This is a genomic window from Methylobacterium ajmalii (assembly GCF_016613415.1).
GTDB lineage: Bacteria > Pseudomonadota > Alphaproteobacteria > Rhizobiales > Beijerinckiaceae > Methylobacterium > Methylobacterium ajmalii.
Genome location: NZ_JACWCT010000130.1, coordinates 1 through 24,832, shown reverse-complemented (window position 1 = coordinate 24,832; position 24,832 = coordinate 1). Strand labels below are relative to the sequence as shown.

Here is a 24,832-nt window from a genome sequence, read left to right as displayed (position 1 = left end):
CCACCGGCATTGCGGGGCGGCAGTTCTTGCCGGGGCCCCGGCAGATTTCGACCGGGTGCCTGCCGCCACCGGGCCCAGCCGCAAAAATCATCTCATGATATCAATGGCTTGCGCTTACGCCCGGACTGGCAGGCGGCTTGCTCCCGTCCCATCCCAGGAGGTCGGCCCACCGGGCCGGCATTGAGGTCGGCGATGCAGATCAGCGCAGCCAGTGAGGGGGGACGGGTGGCGGGCCGCGAGCCGGCCCGGCCGGTGCGGGCTAGCGCGCACGAGCCGTTCCGCCCGGCGGCCGACGAGGCCGCCCGGTCCGCCCGCGCGTCCCGCCTCGACCGGGCGGACGCCGCATCGCGGGCCCGCGCCGAGCAGGATCGCGGCGAGGCCCATGCCCCCGACCGTTCGCGGACCGAGGCCTCCGCGGCGCAGGCCCGGTCCCGCGCCCAGGATGTTCGCGACGAGGCCCGCGCTCAGGAGGCCCGCGCCCAGGAATCTCGCATCCAGGAATCTCGCGCAGACGAGACCCGTGCCCGCAGGACGTCCGCCCGGGGCGGCGCGGCGGATCCCGCCGGGCGGCGCGAGGACGACCGCACCGAGCAGACGCAGGCCCGCAAGGCCGCCTCCGGTCCTGCCTCCGCTCCACCCGCCCAGGCCACGGCCGCGGCGCAGGCCGAGGCGGCGCATGCGGCCGCGGCGGCCGGGGATACGGGCGCCGAGGTCGATCCCGACGACGAGGCGGAGGAGGACGGCGAGGACGCGGCGGGCGATGCTCCGTCCGGGTCGCTGATGGCGCTCCTGGCCGCGACGGCTCCGGCGAGCGCGGCCATCGGTGCAGCCCCGGGGGCCTCGGCGGCCGGCGCGGCGGCGAGCGACGCCGGGATCGCGGCGGCCGGAAAGCCGGCCGTCCCGGTCGCCGCCGATCCGGCGACGGAGCGCCGGGCCGAGACCGGGGAGGGCGCCGGGTCGGCGGCCGGGCAGCCGGTCCCCGACCCGTCGGCGGCGCAGGCCGGCGCGAGGATCGCCGGGATGGGCGCCGACGGGATCGGCGCCCGAAGCATCGACGCCGGAGCCGTCGACGCCAAGGCCACCGACGCCCGGGCCGGAACCGGCACCGGCGCCGCGGACGCGCCTCAGGGCCGACCTGCGGTCTCGGTGCAGGCGCCGCTGAGCGCCGTGCCGATGACGGTCGGGATGCGGGCCTTGTCCGGCACCAACCGCTTCGAGATCCGCCTCGACCCGATCGAGCTCGGGCGCATCGACGTGCGCCTCGACATCGACCGCGAGCACGGCGTGAAGGCGCACCTGGTGGTGGAGCGGCCCGAGACCCTGGCACTGCTCCAGCGCGACGCCGGCAGCCTGCAGCAGGCGCTGGCCCAGGCCGGGCTCAACCCGGGCGACGGCGCCCTCAGCTTCTCCCTGCGCGACGACGGCGGCCAGAACCCGCAGCGCGAGCGGGCGGAACGGCCGGCGGGGTCCGAGCGCCCCGGCGTCGAGGCGCCCGAGGAGCGGCAGGCGGCGCTCGCGCCGGTGCGCAGCCTCGCCCGGCCCCTCGACCTGAGAATCTGAAGAAGACCATCCCGATGACGCGTGACAGAGAGAGGTCCCGATGACCGCCGGCATCAGCAGCCTGACCAGCCTCTCCGGCGCCAGCGCCGGCAAGACCGCGAGCGACGCCAGCACGATCGCCGGGAACTTCAACCAGTTCCTGACCCTGCTGACGACCCAGCTGCAGAACCAGAACCCGCTCGATCCCCTCGACACCAACCAGTTCACCCAGCAGCTGGTGCAGTTCGCCTCGGTCGAGCAGCAGCTCAAGACCAACGACCAGCTCGGCAACCTGATCACCGCCAGCAAGGCGTCGGCGGCGGCGACCGCCTCGGGCCTCATCGGCAAGACCGTGACGGCGGACGGCGCCACCGCGTCGCTCGCCGAGGGCAAGGCAACCTGGACCCTCGACCCGGCGCGGGCCGCCGCCAAGGCGGTCCTGACGATCACGGACCCGAAGGGCAACGTGGTGGCGACCCAGACCAAGGCGCTCGCCGCCGGCAGCCAGAGCTTCGCCTGGGACGGGCGCAGCTCGACAGGGCAGCTCGCCCCGGACGGCAAGTACACCCTGAAGATCCAGGCCCTCGACGCCACCGGGGCGAACGTCGCCGTCGATACCAAGATCTCCGGGACGATCTCCAGTGTGGACGTCTCCGGCGCCGAACCGGTCCTGACCATCGGCGACCGCACCGTGGCCCTCAGCAGCGTCGAGGCGATCGGTGGGACCGCAAGCAACTGATTCGGTGGATTGCTGTGGATTACGAATCACATGCGAGGGAAATGATTCAACCAATCTTAAGCGCGGGTCCCTAGCTTCGGTCTCGACAGGTCAGTCGAGTGTAGAGCGTATCATGACCGAACCGCATCGCCCGAGGGCGAAGTACGTCATCGGCCCGGACGGAAGCCCGCTAACCATCGCGGACCTACCCCCGACCGATACCCGCCGATGGGTGATCCGGCGCAAGGCCGAGGTGGTGGCCGCCGTCCGCGGCGGTCTCCTGAGCCTCGAGGAGGCCTGCCAGCGTTACACGCTGACGACCGAGGAATTCCTGAGCTGGCAGTTTTCGATCGAGCAGCACGGCCTGGCCGGCCTGCGCACGACCCGGATCCAGCATTACCGCCAGTAGGACCGGATCGTCCGCCGCTCCCGGCTTGGCCGGGATCCGGCGCGCGATGCCGCGCGCGGCCCGGGTCCCTGGCCGCGCCTCCGGCCCAGTTTGATCGGCCCATCCGGGACGCCCGGCTTCGCCTCGAAGCCGCGGGCGTCCCGGGTCTGCGCACGTCAATTGCTGCCGCGTTAACCAAGTCATAACCACGACCCGGCAAATTTTGCCCTGGGGCCGCTTCCGGCTCCGGATGGCGGGTGCGTGACGTCGTGAAGCCGGTCTTCGATCTGGTAGCGAAGCTGGGGCCCTCGCGCCTCGCCGCGATGGGGGCGGTGACCCTCGCGCTCGTCGGCTTCTTCGCCTTCGTCATCCTGCGGGTCTCGCGCCCCGAGATGGGCGTGCTCTACACCGAGCTCTCGGTGCAGGATGCCGGCGCCGTGGTGCGCGACCTCGAGGCCCGGGGCATCCGCTACGAGACCCGGGGCGATGCCGGCCAGACCGTGATGGCGCCCCGCGCCGACCTCGCCCGGCTGCGCATGGACCTCGCCGCCAAGGGCCTGCCGAGCGCCGGCGGCGTCGGCTACGAGATCTTCGACAAGGGCGACGCCTTCTCGTCGACGAGCTTCGTCCAGAACGTCAACCACCTGCGGGCGCTCGAGGGCGAGCTCGCCCGTTCGATCCGGGCGATCGGCCGGGTCCAGGCGGCGCGCGTCCACCTTGTCCTGCCCGAGAAGCGGCTGTTCTCCCGCGACCGCGAGGCGCCGAGCGCCGCGATCGTGGTGCGGCTCGCCGGCGACCTCGATCCGGGCCAGGTCCGGGCGGTGCGCCACCTCGTCGCCTCGGCGGTCGAGGGCCTGAAGCCCGAGCGCATCTCGATCGTCGACGAGCGCGGGCGGCTCCTCGCCGACGGCGCCCGGGGCGCCGAGGACCAGGCGGGGATCGGCCTCGAGGAGCGCCAGACCGGCCTCGAGCGGCGCCTGCGCAACCAGGTCGAGGAGATCGTCGCCGGCATCGTCGGCTCCGGCCGCGCCCGGGTCCAGGTCACCGCCGAGCTCGACGCCAACCGGATCGAGAGCCGCTCGGAGACCTTCGACCCCGAGAGCCGCGTCGTGCGCTCGACCCAGACCCGCACCGAGACGCAGCAGACGCAGAGCAACGAGAACGGCGTCACCGTCGGTAACGAGTTGCCGGGCGCCAACCAGGGCCAGCAGAACCAGGGCCCGCGCGAGGCCTCGAACAAGAACGAGGAGACCACGAACTACGAGATCTCCCGGGTCACCCGCACCGAGGTGAACGAGGGCGGCCGGGTCAAGCGCCTGTCGGTGGCGGTGCTGGTCGACGGCACCTACGCGGCGGGGCCCGACGGGAAGGCGGCCTACACCCCGCGGCCCGCCCCCGAGCTCGAGCGCCTGACCGCGCTGGTGCGCACCGCGGTGGGCTACGACAAGGCCCGCGGCGACCAGGTCGAGGTGGTGAACCTGCGCTTTGCCGACACCCCGGCGGTGCCCGAGCTGCAGGAGGCCGGCCTCCTCGCCTCGCTGCTGCAGCCGACCAAGGAGGACGTGCTGCGCGTCGCCGAGATGACGGTCCTCTTCCTCCTCGGCCTCGTCGTGGTGATGACCGTGGTCCGCCCGCTGGTGGCGAAGGTCGTCGCCGCCGAGACCCCGGCGCTCGCCATGGGCCAGGTGACGGTGCTCACCGATGCCAGCGGCCGCGTGATGGCGGTGGAGGGCGGGACGGCCAAGGCGGCCATGCCGGCCGAGATCGCGATCCCCGAGAGCCAGGCCGGCCGCCTCGTCGAGTTCGCCAAGATCAACGGCAAGATCCAGGCCCAGACCGTCGAGCGCGTGGTCGACGTGGTGAAGTCCAACCCGACCGAGACCGTCGAGGTGCTGCGTACCTGGATCAACGACCGCTGACGCGGATCCGGACCGACGACCGCTGACCCGCCCCGCGAGGGCCGCCGCGCCGCGGCCGGCCGCCTTCGCGCCCCCGATTCGACCGAGGACGACCGAACGTCATGGCCGCGACCCCGATGCCGATCACCCTCCCGACCGCCGGGGCCGCGGGCTACGCCGAGATGCCCGGCACCCAGCGCGCCGCCGCGCTGCTGCTCCTGCTCGGCGACGAGGACGGCGCGCCGATCTGGCGCATGCTGGAAGAGGACGAGATCAAGAAGGTCTCGCACGCCATGGTCCAGCTCGGCTCGCTCGAGGCGGACGTGGTCGAGCACCTGATCATCGACTTCGTGTCGCGGCTCTCGGCGAGCGGCGGCATCACCTCGAGCTTCGAGCGCACCGAGTCGCTGCTCCTGAAGATCTTCCCGCCCGAGCAGGTCTCGGTGATCATGGCGGAGGTGAAGGGCGCGTCGGGTCGCCGGGTCTGGGCCAGCCTGACCCAGATCGACCCCGAGATCCTGGCCTCGTTCCTGCGCAACGAGTACCCGCAGACCGTCGCGGTGATCCTGTCGCGGGTGCGCTCCGACTACGCCGCCCGGGTGCTGACCATCCTGCCGGAGGACTTCGCCATCGACGTCCTCAACCGGATGCTGCGGATGGAGACGGTGCAGAAGGAGGCCCTGCGCCACATCGAGGAGATCCTGCGGGTCGAGTTCGTCTCGACCATCGCCCAGACCACCCGGCGCGACGCGCACGAGCTGCTCGCCGACGTGTTCAACGCCTTCGACCGCCAGACCGAGATCCGGTTCCTCACCGCCCTCGACCAGGCGAACCGCGGCTCGGCGAAGAAGATCCGCCAGCTGATGTTCACCTTCGACGACCTGATGAAGCTCGATGCCGGCAGCGTCCAGACCCTGATGCGCAGCGTCGACCGCGACGTGCTGGCCCGCGCGCTCAAGGGCGCGTCGGACCCGGTGCGCAACTTCTTCTTCGCCAACATGTCGAGCCGCGCGGCCAAGAACATGCAGGACGAGATGGGCTCGCTCGGGCCGATCCGCCTCAAGGACGTCGACGAGGCCCAGTCGAAGATGACCGACCTCGCCAAGGACCTGGCCGAGAAGGGCGAGATCATGATCGCCAAGAACAGCGCCGAAGAGGAGCTGGTCTACTGATGGCCCAGATCAGGCGCTTCCTGTTCGACACCGATTTCAGCCCCCCCGGCGGTAAGCCGCAGCGGGAGGATCCCGGCGCGCCGGGCGCCGCGGCGGCCCAGGCGGCGGCCGAGGCCGAGGCCTCGGCCCGCGCCGCGTCGGAAGCCTCCGCCTTCGCCCGCGGCCTGCAGGAGGGCCGCGCCCAGGCCGAGGCGCAGGTCCAGGCCCGCCTCGCCGACGCCCTCAACCGGGTCGCGGCGGCGGCAGCCGGCATGATCGCCGCGGCGGACGAGCGCGACGCCGCGCGCGAGGCCCAGGCCCTCGACTTCGCCGTGGCGCTCGGGCGCAAGATCGCCGGGGCCGCCCTCGACAGCCAGCCGGTCGCGGCGATCGCCGAGGCCGCGGGCCGCGCGCTCCAGCACCTGCGCGGCGTGCCCCACCTGGCGATCCGGGTCCACGACGACCTCGTCGAGGAGACCGAACGGCAGGTCGCGCGGCTCGCCCGCGAGCGCGGCTACGAGGGCCGCCTGATCGTGCTCGGCGATCCGGGCCTCGCGCCGGGCGACGCCCGCATCGAGTGGGCCGACGGCGGCGTGGTGCGCGACCGCGCGGCCATCGAGGCGGCCGTGCTCTCCGCCCTCGCGCCGGCCTGACGCCGGCGCCTGCTTCCGCTTTCCGGACCTCTTCCCGTTCTGGTTTCGCCCCAAAGGTAACCCCGATGTCCTCCGACAACGATCTCGGACTGCCCCAGCTCAACGAGGCCGACCTCGCCTTCGACACCGCGGCGGCCAGCACGATGCGCGACGCGCCGGTGGCGGCGAAGTCGGCGGCCGACCTCGAGCAGGTCTTCGACGTGCCGGTGATGGTCTCGGCGGTGCTCGGCTCGTCGCGGATGCCGATCGGCGATCTCCTGCGGCTGGGCCCCGGCACGGTGCTGGAGCTCGACCGCAAGGTCGGCGAGGCGATCGACATCTTCGTCAACAACCGCCTCGTCGCCCGCGGCGAGGTGGTGCTGGTCGAGGAGCGCCTCGGCGTGACGATGACCGAGATCGTCAAGGTCGACGGCTGAGGCAGGACGCCGTCCCCATCCTGCCCGACACGAGACGCCACGGAGTGCCCGCCATGCGGCTGCTGATCATCGGACGCCTGAACGGCGAACTCATCACCGCCTCCCGGATTGCCATGAGCCGCGGCGCCGCCGTGACCCAGGCCGACGGGATCGAGCAGGGGCTCAACGCGCTGCGCGCCAAAGGCGCCGACCTCGTCATGGTCGACGTGTCGCTGCCGGTCCGGGTGCTGGTGACGGCGCTCGCCGACGAGCGCATCCGCACCCCGGTGGTCGCCTGCGGTACCGGCACCGACGCCAACGCCGCGGTGGCGGCGATCCGGGCCGGCGCCAAGGAATACATCCCGCTGCCGCCCGACCCCGAGCTGATCGCCGCGGTGCTCGAGGCGGTGGCGTCGGACGCCCGCTCCTTCGTGTGGGGCGACCCGTCGATGGAGCGCGTGGTCAAGCTCGCCGAGCAGGTGGCGCGCTCCGACGCCTCGGTGCTGATCACCGGCGAGAGCGGCACCGGCAAGGAGGTGCTGGCGCGCCACGTCCACGCCCGCTCCAACCGGGCCAACAAGCCCTTCGTCAGCGTGAACTGCGCGGCGATCCCCGACGCGCTGCTCGAATCCGAGCTCTTCGGGCACGAGAAGGGCGCCTTCACCGGCGCGGTGGCCCGACGCATCGGCCGGTTCGAGGAGGCGAGCGGCGGCACGCTGCTCCTCGACGAGATCTCCGAGATGGACGTCCGGCTCCAGGCCAAGCTCCTGCGGGCGCTGCAGGAGCGGGTGATCGACCGGGTCGGCGGCACCCAGCCGGTGAAGGTCGACATCCGGGTGCTCGCCACCTCGAACCGCAACCTCGCCGAGGAGGCGCGCAAGGGCACCTTCCGGGAGGACCTGCTCTACCGCCTCAACGTGGTGAACCTGCGCCTGCCGCCCCTGCGCGACCGCCCGGCGGACATCCTGGCGCTCGCCGAGCACTTCGCGCGCAAGTACGCCGAGGCCAACGGACTCGCCGCCCGGCCGCTCTCCGCGGAGGCGCGCCGGCTCGTCACCCAGAGCCCCTGGCCCGGCAACGTCCGCGAGCTGGAAAACACCCTGCACCGGGCGGTGCTGCTGGCGAGCGGCCCCGAGATCGACGCCGACGCGATCCGCTCGCCCGAGGGCGACGCCCTCTCGACCGGCGCGACCGGGGCGGGCGCCGCCGCGCGGGCGGTCCAGGCCGCCGAGGCCGTGACGCGGGGCTTCGTCGGCCGCTCGCTGGCCGACGTCGAGCGCGACCTGATCCTCGACACCCTCGACCACTGCCTCGGCAACCGCACCCACGCCGCCAAGATCCTGGGGATCTCGATCCGCACCCTGCGCAACAAGCTCAACGAGTATACGGGTGCGGGCATCACGGTGGCCGAGCCGGGCCAGACCCGGATGCTGGCGGCCTACGGCTGAGGCGGGTTCGCCCCGGGCGGCGCTCGGGGAACCGTCCGGGGGGCCGCCCGCCATCGTCGGGACGGCCGCGCGGCGCCGGCGCAGATCCAGGCAGCGGTGGGAGGCCCGCCGCCGAGGTTGCGCGACGTTCTCCCCTCAGGCCTGCAGGCGCGGGATCGCCCCGGCGAACCGCGCGATCGGCAGGAACAGGCTGAAGCGGCGCTCCTTGTCCTCGACGTGGATGATCGCCTCCTTCCACTCCGGCTCGCGGCAGGCCCGCCGCCGCAGCAGGACCGCGATATGCTCCGAGCAGTTGATGATCTCGCCCGGCTCGGCGAGCTCGACGCCGCGCGTGTCGCGGATGAGGCGGCTGCCCACCTGAAAGTGAAAGTAGTAGCAGGACATCCCGCGCCTCCATGAGGTGGTTGTTCTGCTTTGAATACGATGGCTCGTCTCCGGCCGCCTTAACCCGAGTCAAGGGTTTTCGGATTGCCCAGCGCGGGCCGTCCCGGCCCCCTACAGGTAGCCGGCCCCCGCCTCGGCGGCGAAGCGGTCGGGCGGGCCCTCCCAGACGACGCGGGCATGCTCCAGCACGTAGACCCGGTCGGCATGGGGCAGGGCGAAGGTGACGTTCTGCTCGCCGAGCAGCACCGTGATCGGCGTGGTCTGGCGCAGGCGCTCCAGCGCCTTCGAGAGCTGTTCGAGGATCACCGGGGCGAGGCCGAGCGTCGGCTCGTCGAGGATCAGCAGGCGCGGCTTCATCATCAGGGCGCGTGCGATGGTGAGCATCTGCTGCTCTCCCCCCGAGAGGGTGCGGGCCATCTGGCCGCCGCGGCTCTTGAGGATCGGAAACAGCTCGAACAGCCAGTCGAGCTGGCGTGCGCTCTCCGCCTTGGGCAGGTGCTGGCCGCCGAGATCGAGGTTTTCGCGCACGCTCATCTCGCCGAACAATTCGCGGGTCTCCGGCACCTGGACGATGCCGCCCTTGGCGATGCTCGCCGGCGTGCGCTTCGCCAGTGATTCCCCCGCGAAGCTGATCTGTCCGGAATGCGGGACGAGGCCGGAGATCGCGTTGAACAGGGTGGTCTTGCCGGCGCCGTTGAGGCCGACCACCGAGACGAACTCGCCCTCGTGGACGTGGAGGCTCACCTGCCGCAGCGCCTGCGCCTTGCCGTAGAGCACGTCGAGGCCCTCGACGGTGAGCAGGGGCCGGCCGGCAAAGCGCGCCTCGGGCCGCGACGCGGTCTCGATGCTGCCGCCGAGATAGACCCGGCGCACGGTCTCGTTGCGCATCACTTCGGCGGCACTGCCCTCGGCGACGCGCTCGCCGAGATACATCGCGAAGACCCGGTCGACGAGGGCCGAGACGCTCTTCACATTGTGGTCGACGAGGAGCACCGCCTTGCCCTCGTCGCGAAAACCGCGGATCAGGGCGGAGAAATCCGCCACCTCGCCGGAGGTGAGGCCGGCGAAGGGCTCGTCGACCAGCACCACCTTGGGGTCGCGGGCGATCGCCTTGGCGAGTTCCATCCGGCGGAGGTCGGCGAAGGGCAGGGTACCGGGGCGCCGGTCCATGACGGCCCCGAGACCCACCCGCTCGGCGATGGCGCGCGCCCGTTTCTCGACGCCGGCATCGGCGAAGAGCCGCACCAGGCTGTCGGGCAGGAGCGCGAGCTTGATGTTTTCCAAGACGGTCTGGCGGTGCAGCGGCCGCGAATGCTGGAAGACGAGGCCGATGCCGGCCCGCGCCACCTTGTGCGAGGGCCAGCCGGCGATCTCGGTGCCGTCGAGCCGGATGCTGCCGCCGTTCGGGCGCTCCAGCCCCATGATCAGCTTCATCACCGTCGACTTGCCCGAGCCGTTCGGCCCGATCAGCCCGACGATCTCGCCGGCCCGCACCGTGAAGCCGATCGATTTCGCCGCGACGAGGCCGCCGTAGCGCTTGGTCAGCCCCTCGACCGCGAGGAGCGGCGGAGCTCCGTCGGGCACGGCGCCCGCGGCGGAGGGCAGGGGGGATGGGGCGGGGCCGGCCGCACCTATGGACGCAGCACTCGTGGACGCAACGCTCATGACGCAACCCTTGTGACGCGAGGAGCGGAGGCCATCAGGCGTGGCGTCCCTGCCGGGTGAGGATCCCGAGGAGGCCCGACGGCACGAACAGGATGACGGCGAGCGCGGCGGCCGAGACCACGAAGGTCGAGAGCGAGCCGAGCGGCCGCAGCAACTCGCCGGCGGCGATCAGGAACACCGCGCCGAGCACGCCGCCCACGATGGTGCGCCGCCCGCCGAGCACCGCCCCGATGATGACCTGGACGCCGACCGAGACGTCGACCAGCGTGCCAACCGAGGCGGTGCCCATGTAGAAGACGAACAACGCGCCCGCGAGCCCCGAGAAGACCGCGCTCACGCAGAACGCCGCGAGCTTGTGCTTGGCGACGTTGAAGCCGAGCGCGCCGGCCTCGACCGGGTCCTGCCCGCTCGCCTGGAGGATCAGCCCCACCGGCGAGACCGCGATGGCGTAGAGGACGAGCCCGCTCACCCCCATGAAGCCGAGCGCGATCCAGTAATTCGTCGCGGCGTCGATGCTGATGACGTCGGGCACGGTGAGGCCGATCTCGCCGCCGGTGGTGTCGGCGAAGACCACGATCAGGTTCTGCAGGATCAACACCGCCACCACGGTGGTGAGGCCGAAATACGGGCCCCGCACCCGGAGCGCGGGAAGGGCCAGGACGAGGCCGCCGATCACCGCCGCGACCGTGCCGGCCAAGAGGCAGAGCGGGATGCCGACCCCGTGGCCGTTGAGGATGCCGGCGGTGTAGGCCCCGAGCCCGATCAGGAAGGTCGGGCCGAAATTGACCTCGCCGGCAAAGCCGAACAGCAGGTCCCAGGCCATCGAGAACACGCCGAAATAGTACGCGACGGTGAGGAGCCCGAGGATGTAGCCCGAGACCCAGAGCGGCAGCACGCTGGCGAGCGCGAGGCCGATCAGGCAGAGCCAGAACAGCGGATTGCGAAGAGTCTTGGCGAACATTCAGGCCTCTTCTTCGGATGACGCGGGGGGCCGGGGTCAGCGGCGCCCGAGGAGGCCTTGCGGCCGGACATACATCACGGCGACGAGGAGCAGCAGCGCGGGGATGGTCCGGTAGGCCGGGGAGACGAGATAGGCGGTCAGCGTCTCGAGGTAGCCGACGACGTAGGCCGCGATCAGCGAGCCCGAGACGCTGCCTAAGCCCCCCAGAACGACGATCGAGAAGGCGCTCGCGGTGAGCGGGCCGACGCTGTAGCTCGACACGCCGAGGAACTGGCCGAGCAGCACCCCGGCGATGCCCGCGAGCACGCCGTAGATGAGCCAGATCGCCACGTAGATCTTCGACAGCTCGAATCCGAGGAGCGTCACGCCGCGCGGGTTCATGGAGGCCGCGAGCAGCACCTTGCCGGTGCGGGTGCGGTTCACGAGCAGCCACAGCAGTCCGATCGTCGCCCAGCACACCACCGCGGTGAAGACCTGGTTCCACGGCGTGCGCACGCCCGCGATGGTCACCACGCCCTCGACGATCGGCATCACCGTCTTGGCGTTGCTGGTGAACAGGTAGGCGATGAACTCCTGGATCATGATGCCCCAGAGCAGGGTGCCGGTGAGGATGAAGATCTCCTTCTCCTCCGGCGGGATCGCCCGGGACTTGTCGATGGGGCGCACCACGACGCCGTAGGTGGCGAGGGTGAGCCCGGTGCAGACGACGATGCCGGCGGCCGCACCCGCGTAAGATCCGAGGCCGAACTCGCTGGAGGCCGCCCAGGCGATCACGGCGGCGGTGACCATCAGCGCTCCGTGCGAGAGGTTCAGCACCCCCGAGACGCCAAAGATGAGGGTGAAGCCGGTGGCGCCGAGCGCGTAGAGCGCCGAGATGGCGAAGCCGTCGATGAGGATCTGGATCGCGGTCATGGGGCTCGCGGGGAAAATGTGGGGGGGGCGAGGGGCGCCACTCCCGAGCAGGCTGACGCATCCACGCATCGCCGAGCGAGGCGCGGGACTTCTGAGGCGCGGGACTTCTCCTCTCCCCGCGGGCGGGGAGAGGGCCGTGTCTCTGTTCAAGAGACACGGCAAGCGGAGGCGAAGCCGAAGCGAGGGTGAGGGGGTGTTTCCGGAGGTGGCTCCTCCGGCACCACCCCCTCACCGTCGGCTGCCGCCTCGCTGCGTCCCCTGAACGGGGACACAGCCCTCTCCCCGCCCGCGGGGAGAGGGGAGATGCTCGCAACCTGGAGCGCCAATCTGCCAGATCAGGCGGTGAAGCAGTCCGACGTCGGCTGGATCGACCTCAGTTCGCCGCCGTCCCGGCCTTGACGAAGCTCGGAAAGGTCATCTTTCCATTGGCGACGGTCGGAGGCCAGACCGCCAGCTGCTTGCCGTCCTGCCACTGCATCATCATGCCCGACACGAGGCCGGCGCCATACTTGATCGAGTGGGTGAACTCGTCGTCCTTGCCGTAGAACTGGATGCGCCCGAGGGTACCCTCCCAGTCGGTCTTCTCGAGCGCATCGACGAGCTTGTCGGGGTCGGTCGAGCCCGCCCGCTTCACCGCATCGGCGATGTAGTAGACCTCGTCATACGCCGTGTAGCCGGCATAGCCCGGATAGTTGCCGTACTTCGCCTTGAAGGCTTCCGCGAAGGGGGCGGTCTTCGGCGTCACGTTGGTGCCGGGCGCGGCGAACATCTCGAACAGCACGCCTTCCGTCGCGCCGTTCGTCTCCTTCCAGAAGGTGGCGTTGGTCGCCTGCGAGGCGATGCCGACCATCGGGATCGGCACCTGCTGGCTGCGCCACTGCACCGTCGGCTGCACGCCGACATGCGAGATGCCGGTGACGATCACGTCGGGCTTGGCGCCCTCGATGCGGCTGAAAATCGGGTTGAAGTCGGTGGTGCTCGGCGAGAACCGGATATGGTCGAGCACCTTGAGGCCGACCTTCGGCAGGCATTCCTTGTAGCCCTCGTCGAGCGGCTTCGTCCACGCCGCGTCCTCGCTCATGATGATTGCGGTCTTCATCTGCCGCCCCTCGACCAGGATCGCCTTGGCGGCGTCGCAGACGGCCTGGGACTGCGCCTTCGAGGTCAGGTAGCCGTGGAAGGAATACTTGTTACGGGCGTAGTCCTTGTGGACGTTGAGCGGGATCTCGTTCGAGGCCGCGCCGGGGGTGACGAAGGGCAGCTTCAGCCGGGCCGACCAGGGCTGGAGCGCCAGCACCACCTCGCTGATGTAGCTGGCGATGACCACGTGGGCCTTGTCCTCGCTCGCCGCGCGCTGGAAGGCGCGGACGGAATCCGCGGCCGAGCTCTTGTTGTCGTAGGTGATGATCTCGATCTTGCGGCCGTCCCTCCCGCCCTTGGCGTTGATCTCGTCGGCGGCGAGCTGGGCAGCCTGGGGAATCGAGGCCCCGGCGATGGCCTGCGCCTCCGCGATCACCGCGATGCGGATCGGGTCGGCGGCTTGAACGGTCGAGAGCGAGGCATTGGCGGCCAACAGAACCGTTGAGCCAAGCAACGCGCGGACGAGCCGCCGCCTGGCGACGGATGCGCATTCCAGCATGACGTTCCCTCTTCGGGCCGCTGTTTGATTGATGGCGTCGCGGCTCGGAGGGGTAGTGTAGCGGGAGAGACTTCGATCACAAGATGCTGATCGAATATTGCATCAAAGCGCGAGCGAGCCATCGCGTGGGTGCATGGCTTGCTCCCTGGCCGGATCATCCGGCGATGGACGGCACCCGCCACGGCTGCTCGGCCGCCACCCGGGCCTCGAAGGCCGCGATGGCCTCGGCGTGTTCGAGCGTCAGCGCCACGTCGTCGAGCCCCTCGACGAGACAGCGCTTCTTGAACGGATCGATCTCGAACGATACCGCCGCGCCGTCCGGGTCGGTCACGGTCTGGGCCGGCAGGTCGACCGTGAGCGCCGCGCCCGGCGCCGTCGCGAGGCGCGCGCGCAAGGCCGCGACCGCGGCCTCGGGCAGGGTCACGGTCAGGAGGCCGTTCTTGGCCGCGTTCGATGCGAAGATGTCGCCGAAGCTCGGGGCGATCACGCAGCGGATGCCGCCATCGACCAGTGCGTAGACCGCGCCCTCGCGCGAGGAGCCGCAGCCGAAGTTGCGGTCGGCGACCAGGATTCCCGCCCCGGCATAGGCGGGCGCGTCGAGGGGATAGGCCTCGCTGCGGCGGCGCTCGTCGTGGAACAGGAAATTGCCGTAGCCGGCGCTCCTCGGCTTCTTGAGGAAGCGGGCCGGCAGGATCTGGTCGGTGTCGACGTTGGCGACGTCGAGGGGCACCGCGACGGCCTGGAGGGTCGTGAAGGGCTGCATCTCAGCTTCTCCCGAGGCGGCGGATATCGGTGAGGCGGCCGGTGACGGCGGCCGCCGCCGCCATGGCCGGGCTCATCAGGTGGGTACGGGCGTTCGGGCCCTGGCGGCCCGGGAAGTTGCGGTTGGTGGTCGAGGCGCAGCGCTCGCCCGCCGGCACGAGGTCGCCGTTGATGCCGACGCACATCGAGCAGCCCGGCTCGCCCCATTCGAGGCCGGCGTCGCGAAACACCCGGTCGAGCCCTTCCGATTCGGCCTGGCGCCGCACCGGGCCGGAGCCCGGCACGACGAGGCCCGGCACCGCGGCCTTGTGGCCGCGCAGCACACCGGCCGCGGCGCGCAGATCCTCGATGCGCGAATTGGTGCAGGAGCCGATGAACACCCGGTCGATCGCGACCTCTTCGAGGGGCATGCCGGGGGTGAGGCCCATATAGTCGAGCATCGCCCGCATCTGCCCGGCCTTGGTAGAGTTGGGTTCGAGGCCCGGATCCGGCACCGCGGCGGTGACGGGAAGGGCGGTCTCGGGGCTGGTCCCCCAGGTCACGGTCGGGGCGATGGCGCCCGCATCGAGCGTCACCTCGCGGTCGAACCGGGCGCCCGCGTCGCTCGGCAGCTGCCGCCAGGCCGCCACCGCCTGATCGAACAGCGCGCCCTTCGGGGCGTAGGGGCGCTCCTCCAGGAACGCGAAGGTGGTGTCGTCCGGCGCGATCATCCCGGCTCGCGCCCCGGCCTCGATCGACATGTTGCAGATGGTGAGCCGCCCCTCCATCGACAGGCCGCGGATGGCGCTGCCGGCATATTCGAGCACGTGCCCGACCGCGCCGCCGGCCCCGATGACCGCGATGATCGCCAAAATCACGTCCTTGGCGGTGACGTGGGGGCCGAGCACCCCGTCGATGGTGACCCGCAGGGTCTTGGGCCGGCGCTGCCACAGGGCCTGCGTCGCCAGCACGTGCGCCACTTCCGTCGCCCCGATGCCGAAGCCCAGCGCTCCGAAGGCGCCGTGGGTCGAGGTGTGGGAATCGCCGCAGACGATCGTGAGGCCCGGCAGCGTCAGGCCCTGCTCGGGGGCGAGAACGTGGACGATGCCCTGCTGGCGGTCGTCGAGGCCGAAATGCCGGATGCGGTGCCGGCCGGCATTGTCGGCGAGCGTCGAGACCATGTTGGCGATCTCGGGATCGGGGATCGGCCCGTCGCGGTCGCGGGAGGGGACGTAGTGGTCGGCCACCGCGAAGGTCAGCTCCGGCCGGCGGATCTGGCGGCCGGCATGGTCGAGCATGCCGAAGGCGTGGAACGAGCCCTCGTGCAGCAGGTGCCGGTCGATGGCGAGGAGCGCCTGGCCGTCGGGGCGGGTCGCCATGACGTGGGCGTCCCAGACCTTGTCGAAGAGGGTGCGGGGTTGCGAGGTCATCGGGCGTCCTCCGCCGTGTTCATGGGGAATTGGATCATCGAACTCCGCCCCTTTCCCGGACGACTGAAGCGTCAGCGGAAGGAGATCCGGGATCCAGCACGAAAAGTCGCGAAGCGTCCTCTTGTCTGCAACGGTGCAGTAGGCAGAGCCGCTTCGCGGCACTTCTTTCGCTGGATCCCGGATCTCCTTCCGCTTCGCTGCAGTCGTCCGGGAAAGGGGAGGGTTTCATGACGCGGGACTAAAGAGATGGTGAGGATCTAGGAGCTAACAAACCCCCATCGCCCCCGCCGCCTGGCCCGCGATGCGCCCGAGCGCCACCGCCGCCAGCAGCCCGTTGCCCGAGAGATACCCGCCCGGCCCCGTCCCGGAGACGCCGCAGGCCGCCCCGCCCGCGGCGAACAGGTTCGGGATCGCGGCGCCGTTCTCCGTGAGAACCCGCGCGTCGTCATCGACCACGAGGCCGCCCTGGGTGTGGAACAGCGCCCCCGTCACCCGCACCGCCCGGTAGGGCGCCCCGAGCGCCGGCACGCCCGCGAAGGAGCGCCCGAAGCCATCCCGCCCCCCGTCGCGCTTCAGCGCCTCGACCTCGGCCAGGGTCGCCGCCAGGGCATCCTCCGGCAGGTGCAGGCGCGCGGCGAGCTCGGCGATGGTCTCCGCCTCGACGATCGCCCCGGCGCTCTCGGCCTTCCGAAAATCCTCGAACTGGCGGGCGATCCCGGCGATGCGCGCGTCGAACACCGTGACGACGCTCCCGCCGGGCTGGCGCAACACTTCCGCCGCCTGCTCGGAATAGCCCTTGCTCTCGTTCGAGAACCGTCGCCCCTCCGCGTTCACCTGGAACCCGCCCTCCGTGACCGTCGCCCAGGTGATCAGGATGCCGTGCGGATGCGCCACCGAGCCGTGGCCCTGGTGGCCCGAGAGGTGGCGGGTGGCGGCACCGAGCGCCGCGCCCCAGAGCAGCGCGTCGCCCTGGTTACCCTCGTGGCCGAAATACAGCGCACCGGAGAGGTCCGGGACGTGCTTGGCCACCAGGGCCTTGTTGCCGCCGTAGCCGTTGCAGGCCAGCACCAGCGCCCGGCAGGCGACGCGCTCGCGCGAGCCGTCGGGCCGCACGAGGCCGAGGCCCCGGATGGCGCCGTCCTCGGCGTAGAGGGTGTCGACCGCGGCCTCGCACAGGATCGGGATGCCGGATTCCTCGACGGCGCGGGCGAGACGGTCGACCAGCTCCTCGCCGGACCGGCTCGGCAGGCCGTGCATGCGGTTCGCCGAGTGGCCCGGATAGCGGAAATCGGTGATGACCGAGAAGGGGAGGCCGTGGCGATCGGCGAGCCATTCGAGGGCGGGGCCGACGCTGCCGGCGAGGCGCGCGACGAGGGCCGGATCGGGCTCGTCCTTGGCCTTCGCCATGATGTCGGCGGAGAACAAGGCCGGGCTGTCCTCCAGGCCAGCCTCCCGCTGCCAGCGGGTGCCGGGGGCCGGGACCAGCCCGGCCGAGAGGGCGGTGGAGCCGCGGGGCACGGGATCGCGCTCGATCACCAGCACCTCGGCCCCGGCCTCGTGCGCGGCGAGTGCCGCCACCAGCCCGGCGGCGCCGGCGCCGATCACCGCGACCGGGACCTCGATGTCGAAGGCGACTCCCTTGGCGGCTTCGATCGTCATGCGGACAGCTCCGCCAGGATCTCGGCGACCTCCGCCACTCGGCAGACGGGTTTGAGCGCGTCGATCGCGGTCCGGTGCACGGCGGGCGAGAAGGCCGCGCAGGCATCCGACAGCACGGTCACGGAGAAGTCGCGGACATGGGCGTCGCGCACCGTCGAGGCGACGCCGCCGTTGGTGACGATGCCCGAGACCAGCAGCCGCTCGATTCCCGCCTTGCGCAACACCCATTCGAGCCGGGTCATGTAGAAGGCCGAGTAGGCGACCTTCTCGACCGTGAGGTCGGCGGGCTGGAGTTCGTCCACCAGCGCGTGGCCCCAGGCTCCGGGCAGAAAATCGCCCTTGCGCAGGAACGGCCGCAGCTCGCGCAGATGGGGCGAGATCATCGGCTCGCCGCCCTTGCCCGGCACCAGCGTGAAGTGGGTCGAGACGATGAAGCCGCCCCGCGCCCGGATCAGCTCGGCGAGCGGGCGCACCGTCGCCGGCACGGCCGCGATCTCGGGTGCCGCCTGACCGGCCCGGCCATAGGCGCCGTCCGGATGCAGGAAGTCGTTCTGCAGATCGCAGATCAGCAGCGCGGTGCGCTCCATCGGGATCGGGGCATGGCTCATGCGGGAGCTCCCGTGCGGGTGACGACCACGTTGCCGAGCCGGTCGACCCGCGCCGTCAGGTCGGGATCGACCACCGTGGTGGCGTCCGGCTGCTCCAGGATCGCCGGGCCGCGGATCTCGGCGCCGACGGGAAGCGAGAGGCGGGCATAGACCGCCGCCTCGTGCCAGGCGCCGGCGAACCAGACCGGCCGGCTGCCGGTGCGGGCGGCCTCCAGCGACGCATCCGCCCCCGGCGCGAGCGCGGCGAGGTCGAAATGCGGCCGCCGGCCGATCGCGGCGGTGCGCAGGTTGACGATCCGGGTGCCCAACCCCGGGAGCAGGCGGCTGAACGAGGTGCGGTAGGCCGCCTCAAACGCCTCCTGGATGATCGCCACCGTGACGCCGGTGGTGCCGTTCTCGACCGTCACGGGGAGGGCCACCGCCACGGTGTGGGTCTGCCCGACATAGTGCATGTCGAGCTCGAACACCGTGTCGATGCGCGACACCGTGAGGCCGGCGGCCTCGACGACCTCCCGGGCGGCTTGCGCTTCCGCCACCATCCGCCGGTCGAGGGCGGCGGCGTCGAGGCCGGCCAGCAACAGGTTGAGGGTCTGGACCTGGTCGTGCCGGATATCGGCGATGACGCAGCCGAGGGCCGAGGTGACGCCGGGATAGCGCGGCACCAGCGCCCCGCGCAGGCCCACATCCTTGATGAGCGCGCCGACATGCAGCGCCCCGCCGCCGCCGAACGGCACCGCGGCGAACTTTTGCGGGTCGTGCCCGCGCTCGATCGAGACGAGGCGGATCGCGCCGGCCATCTTGCCGTCGGCCACCCGCACGATGGCTTCGGCCGCCGCCATCACGTCGAGGCCGAGGGGGCCTGCGACGCGCTCCCGGATCGCGGCCTTGGCGGCTTCCACGTCGAGGCGCTTCAGCGCCCCGCCGATCGGCCGCTCGGCGTTGATCCGGCCGAGCACCACGTTGGCGTCGGTGAGCGTCGGGCGGGTGTTGCCCTGGCCGTAGCAGACCGGGCCCGGCCGCGAGCCGGCGCTTTCCGGCCCGACCTGGAGCAGGCCGCCGGCATCGACATGGGCGATCGAGCCGCCGCCGGCGCCGATCGTGCTGATCTCGATCATCGGCGTGCGGATGACGAGACCGAAATCGATGGTGGTCTGGGCGGCGAGCGCCGTCTCGCCCTCGACCACCAGCGACACGTCGAAGGAGGTACCGCCGAGGTCGCCCGTGATCACGTTCGGGAAGCCGGCCTCCTTGGCGATGGCGGCGGCCGCGATCACCCCGGCCGCCGGCCCCGACAGGGCGGTGCGGACGGGAAGACGCCGGGCGGTGGCGGTCGACATCACGCCGCCGTTCGACTGGACGATGTGGAAGCGGCCCTCGAACCCCTCGGATTCCAGCGCCCGGTCGAGCTTGCCGAGATAGCTGCCGACCACCGGCTGCAGGTAGGCGTTGAGCACCGTCGTCGAAGTGCGCTCGAACTCGCGGATCTCCGGCAGGATGCCGGACGAGCGCTCCACGTTGGCGTTCGGCCACACGGCGGAGGCCGCCTCCATCGCGACCCGCTCGTTCTCCGGGTTGGCGTAGGCGTTGACGAAGCAGATCGCCAGGGCCTCGGCGCCGTTGGCGATCAGCGCGCGGGCGGCCTCGGCCACCTGATCCGGGTTCACCGCCTCCCGGATCGTGCCGTCGGCGAGCGTGCGCTCGTCGACCTCCAGCCGCAGGTCGCGGTCGACCACGGGGACGAAATCGCCCCACAGGCCCCAGGTGTGGCGCCGGTCGCGCCGGCGCATCTCCAGCACGTCGCGAAAACCGCGCGTGGTGATGAGGCCGATCCGGGCTCCTTTCCGCTCCAGGAGCGCGTTGGTGCCGACCGTGGTGCCGTGGACGATCGAGGCGAGGCCGGCGACCGGGCCGAAGCCTTTCAGGCCGGCGAGGAAGCCCACCGCCTCGTCGCCGCGGTTCGACGGGACCTTGCCGGTCTGGAAGCGGCCGGCGGCCTCGTCGTAGTAGAACAGGTCGGTGAAGGTGCCGCCGACATCGACGCCGACGATGGCACGGGGGGTCATTGCTCGTCTCCGGTCGTCAGGGCGTAGTCGCGGGCGGCGGCCTCCGGGCTCACGTAGCCGAGACGCAGGTCGCGCTGCAGGGCGTCGCGGTTCCGCTCGGCCGGGTGGCCGAAGCCGCCGCCGCCGGGGGTCTCGAGCCGCACCCGCTCGCCGGCCTTGATGCGGACATCCGTCACCTTCGAGACCATCGGCGGGCTCGCCCAGCCGTCTTGCGTCTGCCAGCCGAAGCGGTTGAGCGCCGCGGATTGCCCGCCCTTGACGCCGAACGGCGCCACCTTGCCGCGCTCGCCGAGCAGGAACACGTCGGCATCGGTCAGGGTCTCGATCTCGTAGACCGCGCCGAGCCCGCCGCGATGGGCGCCGGCCCCGGCGCTGTCGGGCCGCAAGGCCCACTGGGTGAAGACCACGGGATAGGCTGCCTCCAGGATCTCGACCGGGGGAATCGTCGCGGTCGAGATCGGGTTGTTGGCGTGGCTCAGGCCGTCGGTCTCGGGGTTGCCCCCGAGGCCACCGCCGAAGAACGAGAACATCACCCAGCGCGAGCCGTCGGCCCGGTGGCCGGCGAGCGAGAGCGCGTTGATGGTTCCGAAGGGCGCGGCGGTCGCCCGGTCCGGATCGGCGGCGGCCAGCGCGCCCAGCACCACGCCGATCAGCCGCAGGATCGTCTCGGTGTAGCCCGCCATCGGCTTCGGGGCGCCGGCCCCCAGCAGGGTCGTCTCCGGCACCGTGAAGGTGATCGGACGCAGGCAGCCGGCATTGGCCGGCACCTCGGTGAAGACGTGCTTCAACGCGACGTAGCAGGCCGCCACGGTCGTCGCGTGCGAGATGTTGATCGGGCCTTGCGCCGGCGCCGAGGAGCGCGAGAAGTCCAGCACCATGCTGTCGCCCTCGATGGTGAGGTCGAGGGCGATGGTCAGCGGTTCGTCGATGATGCCGTCGTTGTCGAGCACGTCCGAGAAGCCGTAATGGCCGTCCGGCAGGGCCCGGATCGCGGCGCGCATCAGGGCCTCGGCCCGGTCGGAGAAGGCCGCGAAGGCGGCATCGACCGTGGCGTCGCCGTACTCGTCGAGGAGCGCGGTGAAGCGGCGCTCGCCGAGATCGAGGGCGTTGAGCTGGCCGTTGAGGTCGCCCCAGTTCGAGGTCGGGACGCGGGTGTTGGCGGCCAGGATATCGACGATGTCCTGGTTGAGGCGCCCGGCGGAGAAGAGCTTCACCGGCGGGAAGCGCACGCCCTCCTGGAAGCTCTCGGTCGCCTTCGGGTTGTAGCCGCCCGGCACGTTGCCGCCGATGTCGAGCCAGTGGCCGACCGAGGCGAGCCAGCAGAAGAGCTGCCCATCGCGAAAGACCGGGCGGACGAGGCGGAAGTCGTTGAGGTGGGTGCCGCCGCTATAGGGGTCGTTGAACAGGAAGGTGTCGCCGGGCTCCAGGCCGCCCTCGCGCTCGACCTTGGCGATCACCGCCTTCACCGCGAACGCCATGGCGCCGACGAAGATCGGCAGGCCCTTGGTGCCCTGGACCAGGGTGTCGCCGGTGGTGGCGTGGTAGAGTCCGTGGCAGGCGTCGCGGGCCTCGGCGATGATCGGGTTGAAGGCCGAACGGTAGAGCGTCGCGTCCATCTCGTCGGCGATCTGCTCGAGGCGGCCCTTCAGCACCGCCAGGGTGACGGGATCGATCGGGGTCATTGGGCGCTTCCCTCCATAGCGCCCGCAGGGGCGCGTTCTGCCCCCTCGTAAGCGCGGCCGCGGGCCAGCATCTCGGGCGTGCCGATGAGTGCGTTCAGTTCGCCGAAATCGAACATCCGGTCGGCGAACGGCGTGTTGGTGCCGGCCTTGGCGAGCGAGCCGTAATAGGCCTGGGCGGTGCGGGCGAGCGCCCGGACGATGCCGCCGGGGAAGATCACCAGCCGGAAGCCGAGCGCCCCGAGATCGGCGGCCGAGGCCAGCGGCGTGTCGCCGCCCTCGACCATGTTGGCGAGCAGCGGGCGGGTGTGGCCGAGGGCCTTCGTGACCTCGGCGAGCTGGTTGGCCGAGCGGGGCGCCTCGACGAACAGCACGTCGGCACCGGCCTCCGCATAGGCTTGCGCCCGCTCGATGGCGCGCTCGAAGCCCTCGACCGCCACCGCATCGGTACGGGCGACGATCAGGGTTTCGGCGCTGACGCGGGCGTCGAGCGCCGCCTTGATCTTGCCGACCATGTCGCCCTGGCCGATCAAGGTCTTGTCCTGGAGGTGGCCGCAGCGCTTGGGGTAGCTCTGGTCCTCGAGCTGGATCGCGCTGGCGCCGGCCCGCTCGAACAGACGCACGGTGCGCTCGACGTTGAGCGCGTTGCCGTAGCCGTTGTCGGCATCGACCACGAGGGGCGTCGCCACCCGGTCGCGCACCAGCGTGATCGTCTCGGCGACCTCGGTCATCGCGACGAGGCCGATATCGGGCCGGCCCAGCCGCGTATAGGCGATGGCCGCGCCCGAGAGGTACAAGGCCTCGAATCCCGCATCCGTGGCGAGCGAGGCCGTGAGGGCGTCGTAGACGCCCGGAGCGACGAGGACGCGGTCCTCGGCGAGGCGGGACTTCAGGGACATGACGCGGGGTGTTCCTCGTTCGGTTTCATCACGTTCGTGGTGCGCGCTTCCCCTCTTCCCGCAGGCGGGGCACCTCTCCTCCCCCGTGTGGGGAGGAGCCGGAGGTGGGGGTGGTGCCGGATGAAGCGCGCGCTCTACGCGGCACCACCCCCACGTGGGATCTTCGATCCCCATAGCCCCTCCCCACAAGGGGGAGGGGAGCGCGTATGCTATTGCCGTTCTGAATGCAGTAGAGAGTTTTCCGAATTTATCGGCGGGATATATTTGCCAAAAATGTAATATTATTTAGGTATCCAGATGGCGCGTCTCACGCCACCAGCGCCAGCAACGCCCCGACCCTCTCCGCCTTCTCGATCCCGGCGACCGCGCGGATGATGTCTTCGCTCCGCTCCGCTCCCCAGACCGGCCCGGCGAGCGCCCGGAACTTGTCCCGCACGTCGTCGGCCGAGTACGGGTCCTCGGTGTCGCCGCGGTTGGTGAGCGCCTTCGCCGAGAGCTTGCGGCCGTCGGCCAGCGTCAGGGTGACGGTGGCGGGCCGCAGGGACGGCAGCTGCGCCGTCATCGCCGGGTCCTCCCGCACCATCACCCGGCGGGCGAGCGCGAGGATGCGGCGGTCGGCCCGCGCCTCGTCCCGGAAGGCGTCGGTGTTCGCCTCGCCCCGCACCAGGGCCGCCGCGAGGGCGAAGGGCAGGGAGAACTTCGCCGCCAGCATCGTCTCGGGCGCCGGGTGGTCGAGCTGCGCCGCCCAGACGTAGGTGGCGACCTCGACCGAGCGGACGGAATCCGGGTCGAGCGGACCGGATTCGGCGCGGATCTGCGCCAGGGCGTCGAGGGCGCCGTGGGTGTAGCGGCAGGCGGCGTGGCGCTTGAAGTAGTTGCGGGCGATCTCCCAGCGCGTGCCCAGCTCCTCCACCATCGCGTCGGCGGAGAAATCGTCGGCGAGGATGCCGCCATAGACCGTGCCGATCCCGTCGCGCTCGGGCAGGAAGCCGCTCTCGGCGAGGTCCCAGGCGGTGAGCCCGAGCTGGTTGGAGAAGCCCGCATAGGTGTTGCGGACGGTCGCTCCCTCCAGCATCGTGCGCCGGCTGGTGCTCAGACCCAGCGACGAGGCGAGCCCGATCGCCCGGCCGATCATCGCGGCATCGGCGCCATGCAGCTTCGCCACCGCGAGCGCCGCGCCGACGGTGCCCCAGGTGCCGTGCGGGTGCATCGTCACCCGCAGCTTCGAGGCGATGCCGATCCGCGCGCCGATCTCGTAGCCGAGGACCAGCGCCGCGATCAGGTCGGCGCCGGAGGCCTTGATCTCCTGGGCGACCGCGAGGGCGGCCGGGAGGACGTGGATCGCCGGGTGGCCGCGGGCGTACTGGTTGCCCTCGTCGAGCTCCAGCGTCGTGCCCGCCGCGCCATTGACCAAGGCCGCGTCGCGCGGATCGAGCGACAGGCCGCTGCCGATCGCCGGGGCCGCGCCCGTGCGGCGGGCGGCCAGCCGCTCGGCGAGTGCCAGGCACTCCGGCTCGCGCATCCCGGCGGCGATGACGCCGAGCGAATCGAGGAGGACGAGGCGGGCGCGGTCGAGAGCCGCCTCGGGCAGGTCGGAGAATCGGAGGTCGGCCGCGAAGGCGGTCCAGCGCCCGAGCCAGGCGGGGACGGGCTCGGCCATCAGCGTGGTGGCCGGCACGATGCCGGGGGTGACGATGCCCATGGCTCAGAGCCCCAGATAGGTGCGGCGCAGGGCCGGGTCGGCGGCGAGCGTCGCGGCCTCGCCTTCGAGCGCGACGGTGCCGTTCTCCAGGATGTAGGCGCGGGTCGCGAGGTCGAGCGACTGCACCACGTTCTGTTCCACCAGCATGATCGGCAGTCCTTCCTGGTTGAGGGTCCGGACGAGCGTGAACATCTCGGTCATTCGTCATTCGGGGTTGATGGACGAGAGGCGGGCTCGAAGCCCGCTTCGTCGTTTGGGGTTGATAGACGCCCAGGCCACAGGCAGGAAACAGCGTGAGGC

General features: G+C 71.4%; 22 protein-coding genes. 8 read left to right on the top strand and 14 right to left on the bottom strand.

The features are described from left to right. Positions 1–192: 192 nt before the first annotated feature. The 8 genes from HPY23_RS24565 to flbD all read left to right on the top strand — a co-directional run bounded on the left by HPY23_RS24565 (position 193) and on the right by flbD (position 8,190). A complete protein-coding gene (locus HPY23_RS24565; protein WP_139234935.1) occupies positions 193–1,560 on the top strand; it encodes a flagellar hook-length control protein FliK in 1,368 nt (455 codons plus the stop codon). A 40-nt stretch (positions 1,561–1,600) separates the two neighbouring features. After that, entirely contained in the window at positions 1,601–2,278 is a 678-nt protein-coding gene (locus tag HPY23_RS24560; protein WP_060845715.1) for a flagellar hook assembly protein FlgD, read from the top strand. A 112-nt stretch (positions 2,279–2,390) separates the two neighbouring features. Then, positions 2,391–2,666 carry a CtrA inhibitor SciP gene (gene sciP / locus HPY23_RS24555; protein ID WP_048425916.1) on the top strand — a complete coding sequence of 92 codons (276 nt, stop codon included), beginning with the start codon at positions 2,391–2,393 and terminating at the stop codon, positions 2,664–2,666. A gap of 248 nt (positions 2,667–2,914) precedes the next feature. Beyond that, a complete protein-coding gene (gene fliF, locus HPY23_RS24550; RefSeq protein ID WP_060849188.1) occupies positions 2,915–4,564 on the top strand; it encodes a flagellar basal-body MS-ring/collar protein FliF in 1,650 nt (549 codons plus the stop codon). A gap of 101 nt (positions 4,565–4,665) precedes the next feature. Then, positions 4,666–5,715, top strand: a complete 1,050-nt coding sequence (gene fliG, locus HPY23_RS24545; protein ID WP_048425914.1) for a flagellar motor switch protein FliG — start codon at positions 4,666–4,668, stop codon at positions 5,713–5,715. Further along, positions 5,715–6,347 carry a FliH/SctL family protein gene (locus HPY23_RS24540; RefSeq protein ID WP_091885265.1) on the top strand — a complete coding sequence of 211 codons (633 nt, stop codon included), beginning with the start codon at positions 5,715–5,717 and terminating at the stop codon, positions 6,345–6,347. The genes fliG and HPY23_RS24540 overlap by 1 nt, the downstream gene beginning before the upstream one ends. A gap of 65 nt (positions 6,348–6,412) precedes the next feature. Further along, positions 6,413–6,763 carry a flagellar motor switch protein FliN gene (gene fliN / locus HPY23_RS24535; protein ID WP_048425912.1) on the top strand — a complete coding sequence of 117 codons (351 nt, stop codon included), beginning with the start codon at positions 6,413–6,415 and terminating at the stop codon, positions 6,761–6,763. 53 nt (positions 6,764–6,816) lie between these two features. Further along, positions 6,817–8,190 carry a sigma-54-dependent transcriptional regulator FlbD gene (flbD, locus tag HPY23_RS24530; protein ID WP_060845717.1) on the top strand — a complete coding sequence of 458 codons (1,374 nt, stop codon included), beginning with the start codon at positions 6,817–6,819 and terminating at the stop codon, positions 8,188–8,190. Positions 8,191–8,325: 135 nt separating this feature from the next. Here the strand turns inward: flbD and HPY23_RS24525 are convergent, their stop codons facing one another. The 14 genes from HPY23_RS24525 to HPY23_RS24460 all read right to left on the bottom strand — a co-directional run bounded on the left by HPY23_RS24525 (position 8,326) and on the right by HPY23_RS24460 (position 24,733). Next, positions 8,326–8,574 (bottom strand): DUF6894 family protein, encoded by a 249-nt coding sequence (locus tag HPY23_RS24525; protein WP_060845718.1) that lies wholly within the window; start codon positions 8,572–8,574, stop codon positions 8,326–8,328. 111 nt (positions 8,575–8,685) lie between these two features. Further along, positions 8,686–10,158: an ATP-binding cassette domain-containing protein gene (locus HPY23_RS24520; RefSeq protein WP_244537551.1), complete on the bottom strand. Its 1,473-nt coding sequence runs from the start codon at positions 10,156–10,158 to the stop codon at positions 8,686–8,688. A 115-nt stretch (positions 10,159–10,273) separates the two neighbouring features. Then, positions 10,274–11,200 (bottom strand): branched-chain amino acid ABC transporter permease, encoded by a 927-nt coding sequence (locus tag HPY23_RS24515; RefSeq protein ID WP_060845720.1) that lies wholly within the window; start codon positions 11,198–11,200, stop codon positions 10,274–10,276. A gap of 36 nt (positions 11,201–11,236) precedes the next feature. Next, complete coding sequence (locus tag HPY23_RS24510; protein ID WP_060845721.1) at positions 11,237–12,112, bottom strand: branched-chain amino acid ABC transporter permease; 876 nt, start codon at positions 12,110–12,112, stop codon at positions 11,237–11,239. A gap of 373 nt (positions 12,113–12,485) precedes the next feature. Further along, positions 12,486–13,751, bottom strand: coding sequence for an ABC transporter substrate-binding protein (locus HPY23_RS24505; RefSeq protein ID WP_091885271.1), 1,266 nt, complete (start codon positions 13,749–13,751; stop codon positions 12,486–12,488). A 154-nt stretch (positions 13,752–13,905) separates the two neighbouring features. Further along, entirely contained in the window at positions 13,906–14,514 is a 609-nt protein-coding gene (leuD, locus tag HPY23_RS24500; protein WP_060845723.1) for a 3-isopropylmalate dehydratase small subunit, read from the bottom strand. A 1-nt stretch (position 14,515) separates the two neighbouring features. Further along, entirely contained in the window at positions 14,516–15,922 is a 1,407-nt protein-coding gene (gene leuC, locus HPY23_RS24495) for a 3-isopropylmalate dehydratase large subunit (RefSeq protein ID WP_091885273.1), read from the bottom strand. A 264-nt stretch (positions 15,923–16,186) separates the two neighbouring features. Then, positions 16,187–17,581, bottom strand: a complete 1,395-nt coding sequence (locus tag HPY23_RS24490) for an FAD-dependent oxidoreductase (RefSeq protein ID WP_091885276.1) — start codon at positions 17,579–17,581, stop codon at positions 16,187–16,189. Then, positions 17,578–18,189 carry a cysteine hydrolase family protein gene (locus HPY23_RS24485; RefSeq protein ID WP_060845726.1) on the bottom strand — a complete coding sequence of 204 codons (612 nt, stop codon included), beginning with the start codon at positions 18,187–18,189 and terminating at the stop codon, positions 17,578–17,580. The genes HPY23_RS24490 and HPY23_RS24485 overlap by 4 nt, the downstream gene beginning before the upstream one ends. Next, positions 18,186–20,252 carry a hydantoinase/oxoprolinase family protein gene (locus HPY23_RS24480; RefSeq protein WP_091885279.1) on the bottom strand — a complete coding sequence of 689 codons (2,067 nt, stop codon included), beginning with the start codon at positions 20,250–20,252 and terminating at the stop codon, positions 18,186–18,188. The genes HPY23_RS24485 and HPY23_RS24480 overlap by 4 nt, the downstream gene beginning before the upstream one ends. Next, positions 20,249–21,934, bottom strand: a complete 1,686-nt coding sequence (locus HPY23_RS24475; RefSeq protein WP_200601993.1) for a hydantoinase B/oxoprolinase family protein — start codon at positions 21,932–21,934, stop codon at positions 20,249–20,251. Before HPY23_RS24475 ends, HPY23_RS24480 begins: the two co-directional genes overlap by 4 nt. Further along, the gene (locus HPY23_RS24470) at positions 21,931–22,830 is read right to left on the bottom strand and encodes an isocitrate lyase/PEP mutase family protein (RefSeq protein ID WP_060845729.1); all 900 of its coding nucleotides are present in this window, start codon (positions 22,828–22,830) and stop codon (positions 21,931–21,933) included. Before HPY23_RS24470 ends, HPY23_RS24475 begins: the two co-directional genes overlap by 4 nt. A 307-nt stretch (positions 22,831–23,137) precedes the next feature. After that, the gene (locus HPY23_RS24465; RefSeq protein ID WP_091885285.1) at positions 23,138–24,532 is read right to left on the bottom strand and encodes an MmgE/PrpD family protein; all 1,395 of its coding nucleotides are present in this window, start codon (positions 24,530–24,532) and stop codon (positions 23,138–23,140) included. 3 nt (positions 24,533–24,535) lie between these two features. Next, complete coding sequence (locus HPY23_RS24460; protein WP_236012881.1) at positions 24,536–24,733, bottom strand: P-loop NTPase family protein; 198 nt, start codon at positions 24,731–24,733, stop codon at positions 24,536–24,538. Positions 24,734–24,832: the final 99 nt, after the last annotated feature.

What these genes read in the sequence shown, in the direction of transcription:
- fliG (WP_048425914.1), top strand. Translation starts at nt 4,666, where the DNA reads ATGGCCGCGACCCCGATGCCGATCACCCTCCCGACCGCCGGGGCCGCG.
- HPY23_RS24560 (WP_060845715.1), top strand. Translation starts at nt 1,601, where the DNA reads ATGACCGCCGGCATCAGCAGCCTGACCAGCCTCTCCGGCGCCAGCGCC.
- fliN (WP_048425912.1), top strand. Translation starts at nt 6,413, where the DNA reads ATGTCCTCCGACAACGATCTCGGACTGCCCCAGCTCAACGAGGCCGAC.
- HPY23_RS24505 (WP_091885271.1), bottom strand. Translation starts at nt 13,751, where the DNA reads ATGCTGGAATGCGCATCCGTCGCCAGGCGGCGGCTCGTCCGCGCGTTG.
- HPY23_RS24475 (WP_200601993.1), bottom strand. Translation starts at nt 21,934, where the DNA reads ATGACCCCGATCGATCCCGTCACCCTGGCGGTGCTGAAGGGCCGCCTC.
- HPY23_RS24480 (WP_091885279.1), bottom strand. Translation starts at nt 20,252, where the DNA reads ATGACCCCCCGTGCCATCGTCGGCGTCGATGTCGGCGGCACCTTCACC.
- HPY23_RS24565 (WP_139234935.1), top strand. Translation starts at nt 193, where the DNA reads ATGCAGATCAGCGCAGCCAGTGAGGGGGGACGGGTGGCGGGCCGCGAG.
- HPY23_RS24470 (WP_060845729.1), bottom strand. Translation starts at nt 22,830, where the DNA reads ATGTCCCTGAAGTCCCGCCTCGCCGAGGACCGCGTCCTCGTCGCTCCG.
- sciP (WP_048425916.1), top strand. Translation starts at nt 2,391, where the DNA reads ATGACCGAACCGCATCGCCCGAGGGCGAAGTACGTCATCGGCCCGGAC.
- HPY23_RS24515 (WP_060845720.1), bottom strand. Translation starts at nt 11,200, where the DNA reads ATGTTCGCCAAGACTCTTCGCAATCCGCTGTTCTGGCTCTGCCTGATC.
- HPY23_RS24510 (WP_060845721.1), bottom strand. Translation starts at nt 12,112, where the DNA reads ATGACCGCGATCCAGATCCTCATCGACGGCTTCGCCATCTCGGCGCTC.
- flbD (WP_060845717.1), top strand. Translation starts at nt 6,817, where the DNA reads ATGCGGCTGCTGATCATCGGACGCCTGAACGGCGAACTCATCACCGCC.
- HPY23_RS24460 (WP_236012881.1), bottom strand. Translation starts at nt 24,733, where the DNA reads ATGACCGAGATGTTCACGCTCGTCCGGACCCTCAACCAGGAAGGACTG.
- HPY23_RS24485 (WP_060845726.1), bottom strand. Translation starts at nt 18,189, where the DNA reads ATGAGCCATGCCCCGATCCCGATGGAGCGCACCGCGCTGCTGATCTGC.
- leuD (WP_060845723.1), bottom strand. Translation starts at nt 14,514, where the DNA reads ATGCAGCCCTTCACGACCCTCCAGGCCGTCGCGGTGCCCCTCGACGTC.
- HPY23_RS24465 (WP_091885285.1), bottom strand. Translation starts at nt 24,532, where the DNA reads ATGGGCATCGTCACCCCCGGCATCGTGCCGGCCACCACGCTGATGGCC.
- leuC (WP_091885273.1), bottom strand. Translation starts at nt 15,922, where the DNA reads ATGACCTCGCAACCCCGCACCCTCTTCGACAAGGTCTGGGACGCCCAC.
- HPY23_RS24490 (WP_091885276.1), bottom strand. Translation starts at nt 17,581, where the DNA reads ATGACGATCGAAGCCGCCAAGGGAGTCGCCTTCGACATCGAGGTCCCG.
- HPY23_RS24540 (WP_091885265.1), top strand. Translation starts at nt 5,715, where the DNA reads ATGGCCCAGATCAGGCGCTTCCTGTTCGACACCGATTTCAGCCCCCCC.
- HPY23_RS24525 (WP_060845718.1), bottom strand. Translation starts at nt 8,574, where the DNA reads ATGTCCTGCTACTACTTTCACTTTCAGGTGGGCAGCCGCCTCATCCGC.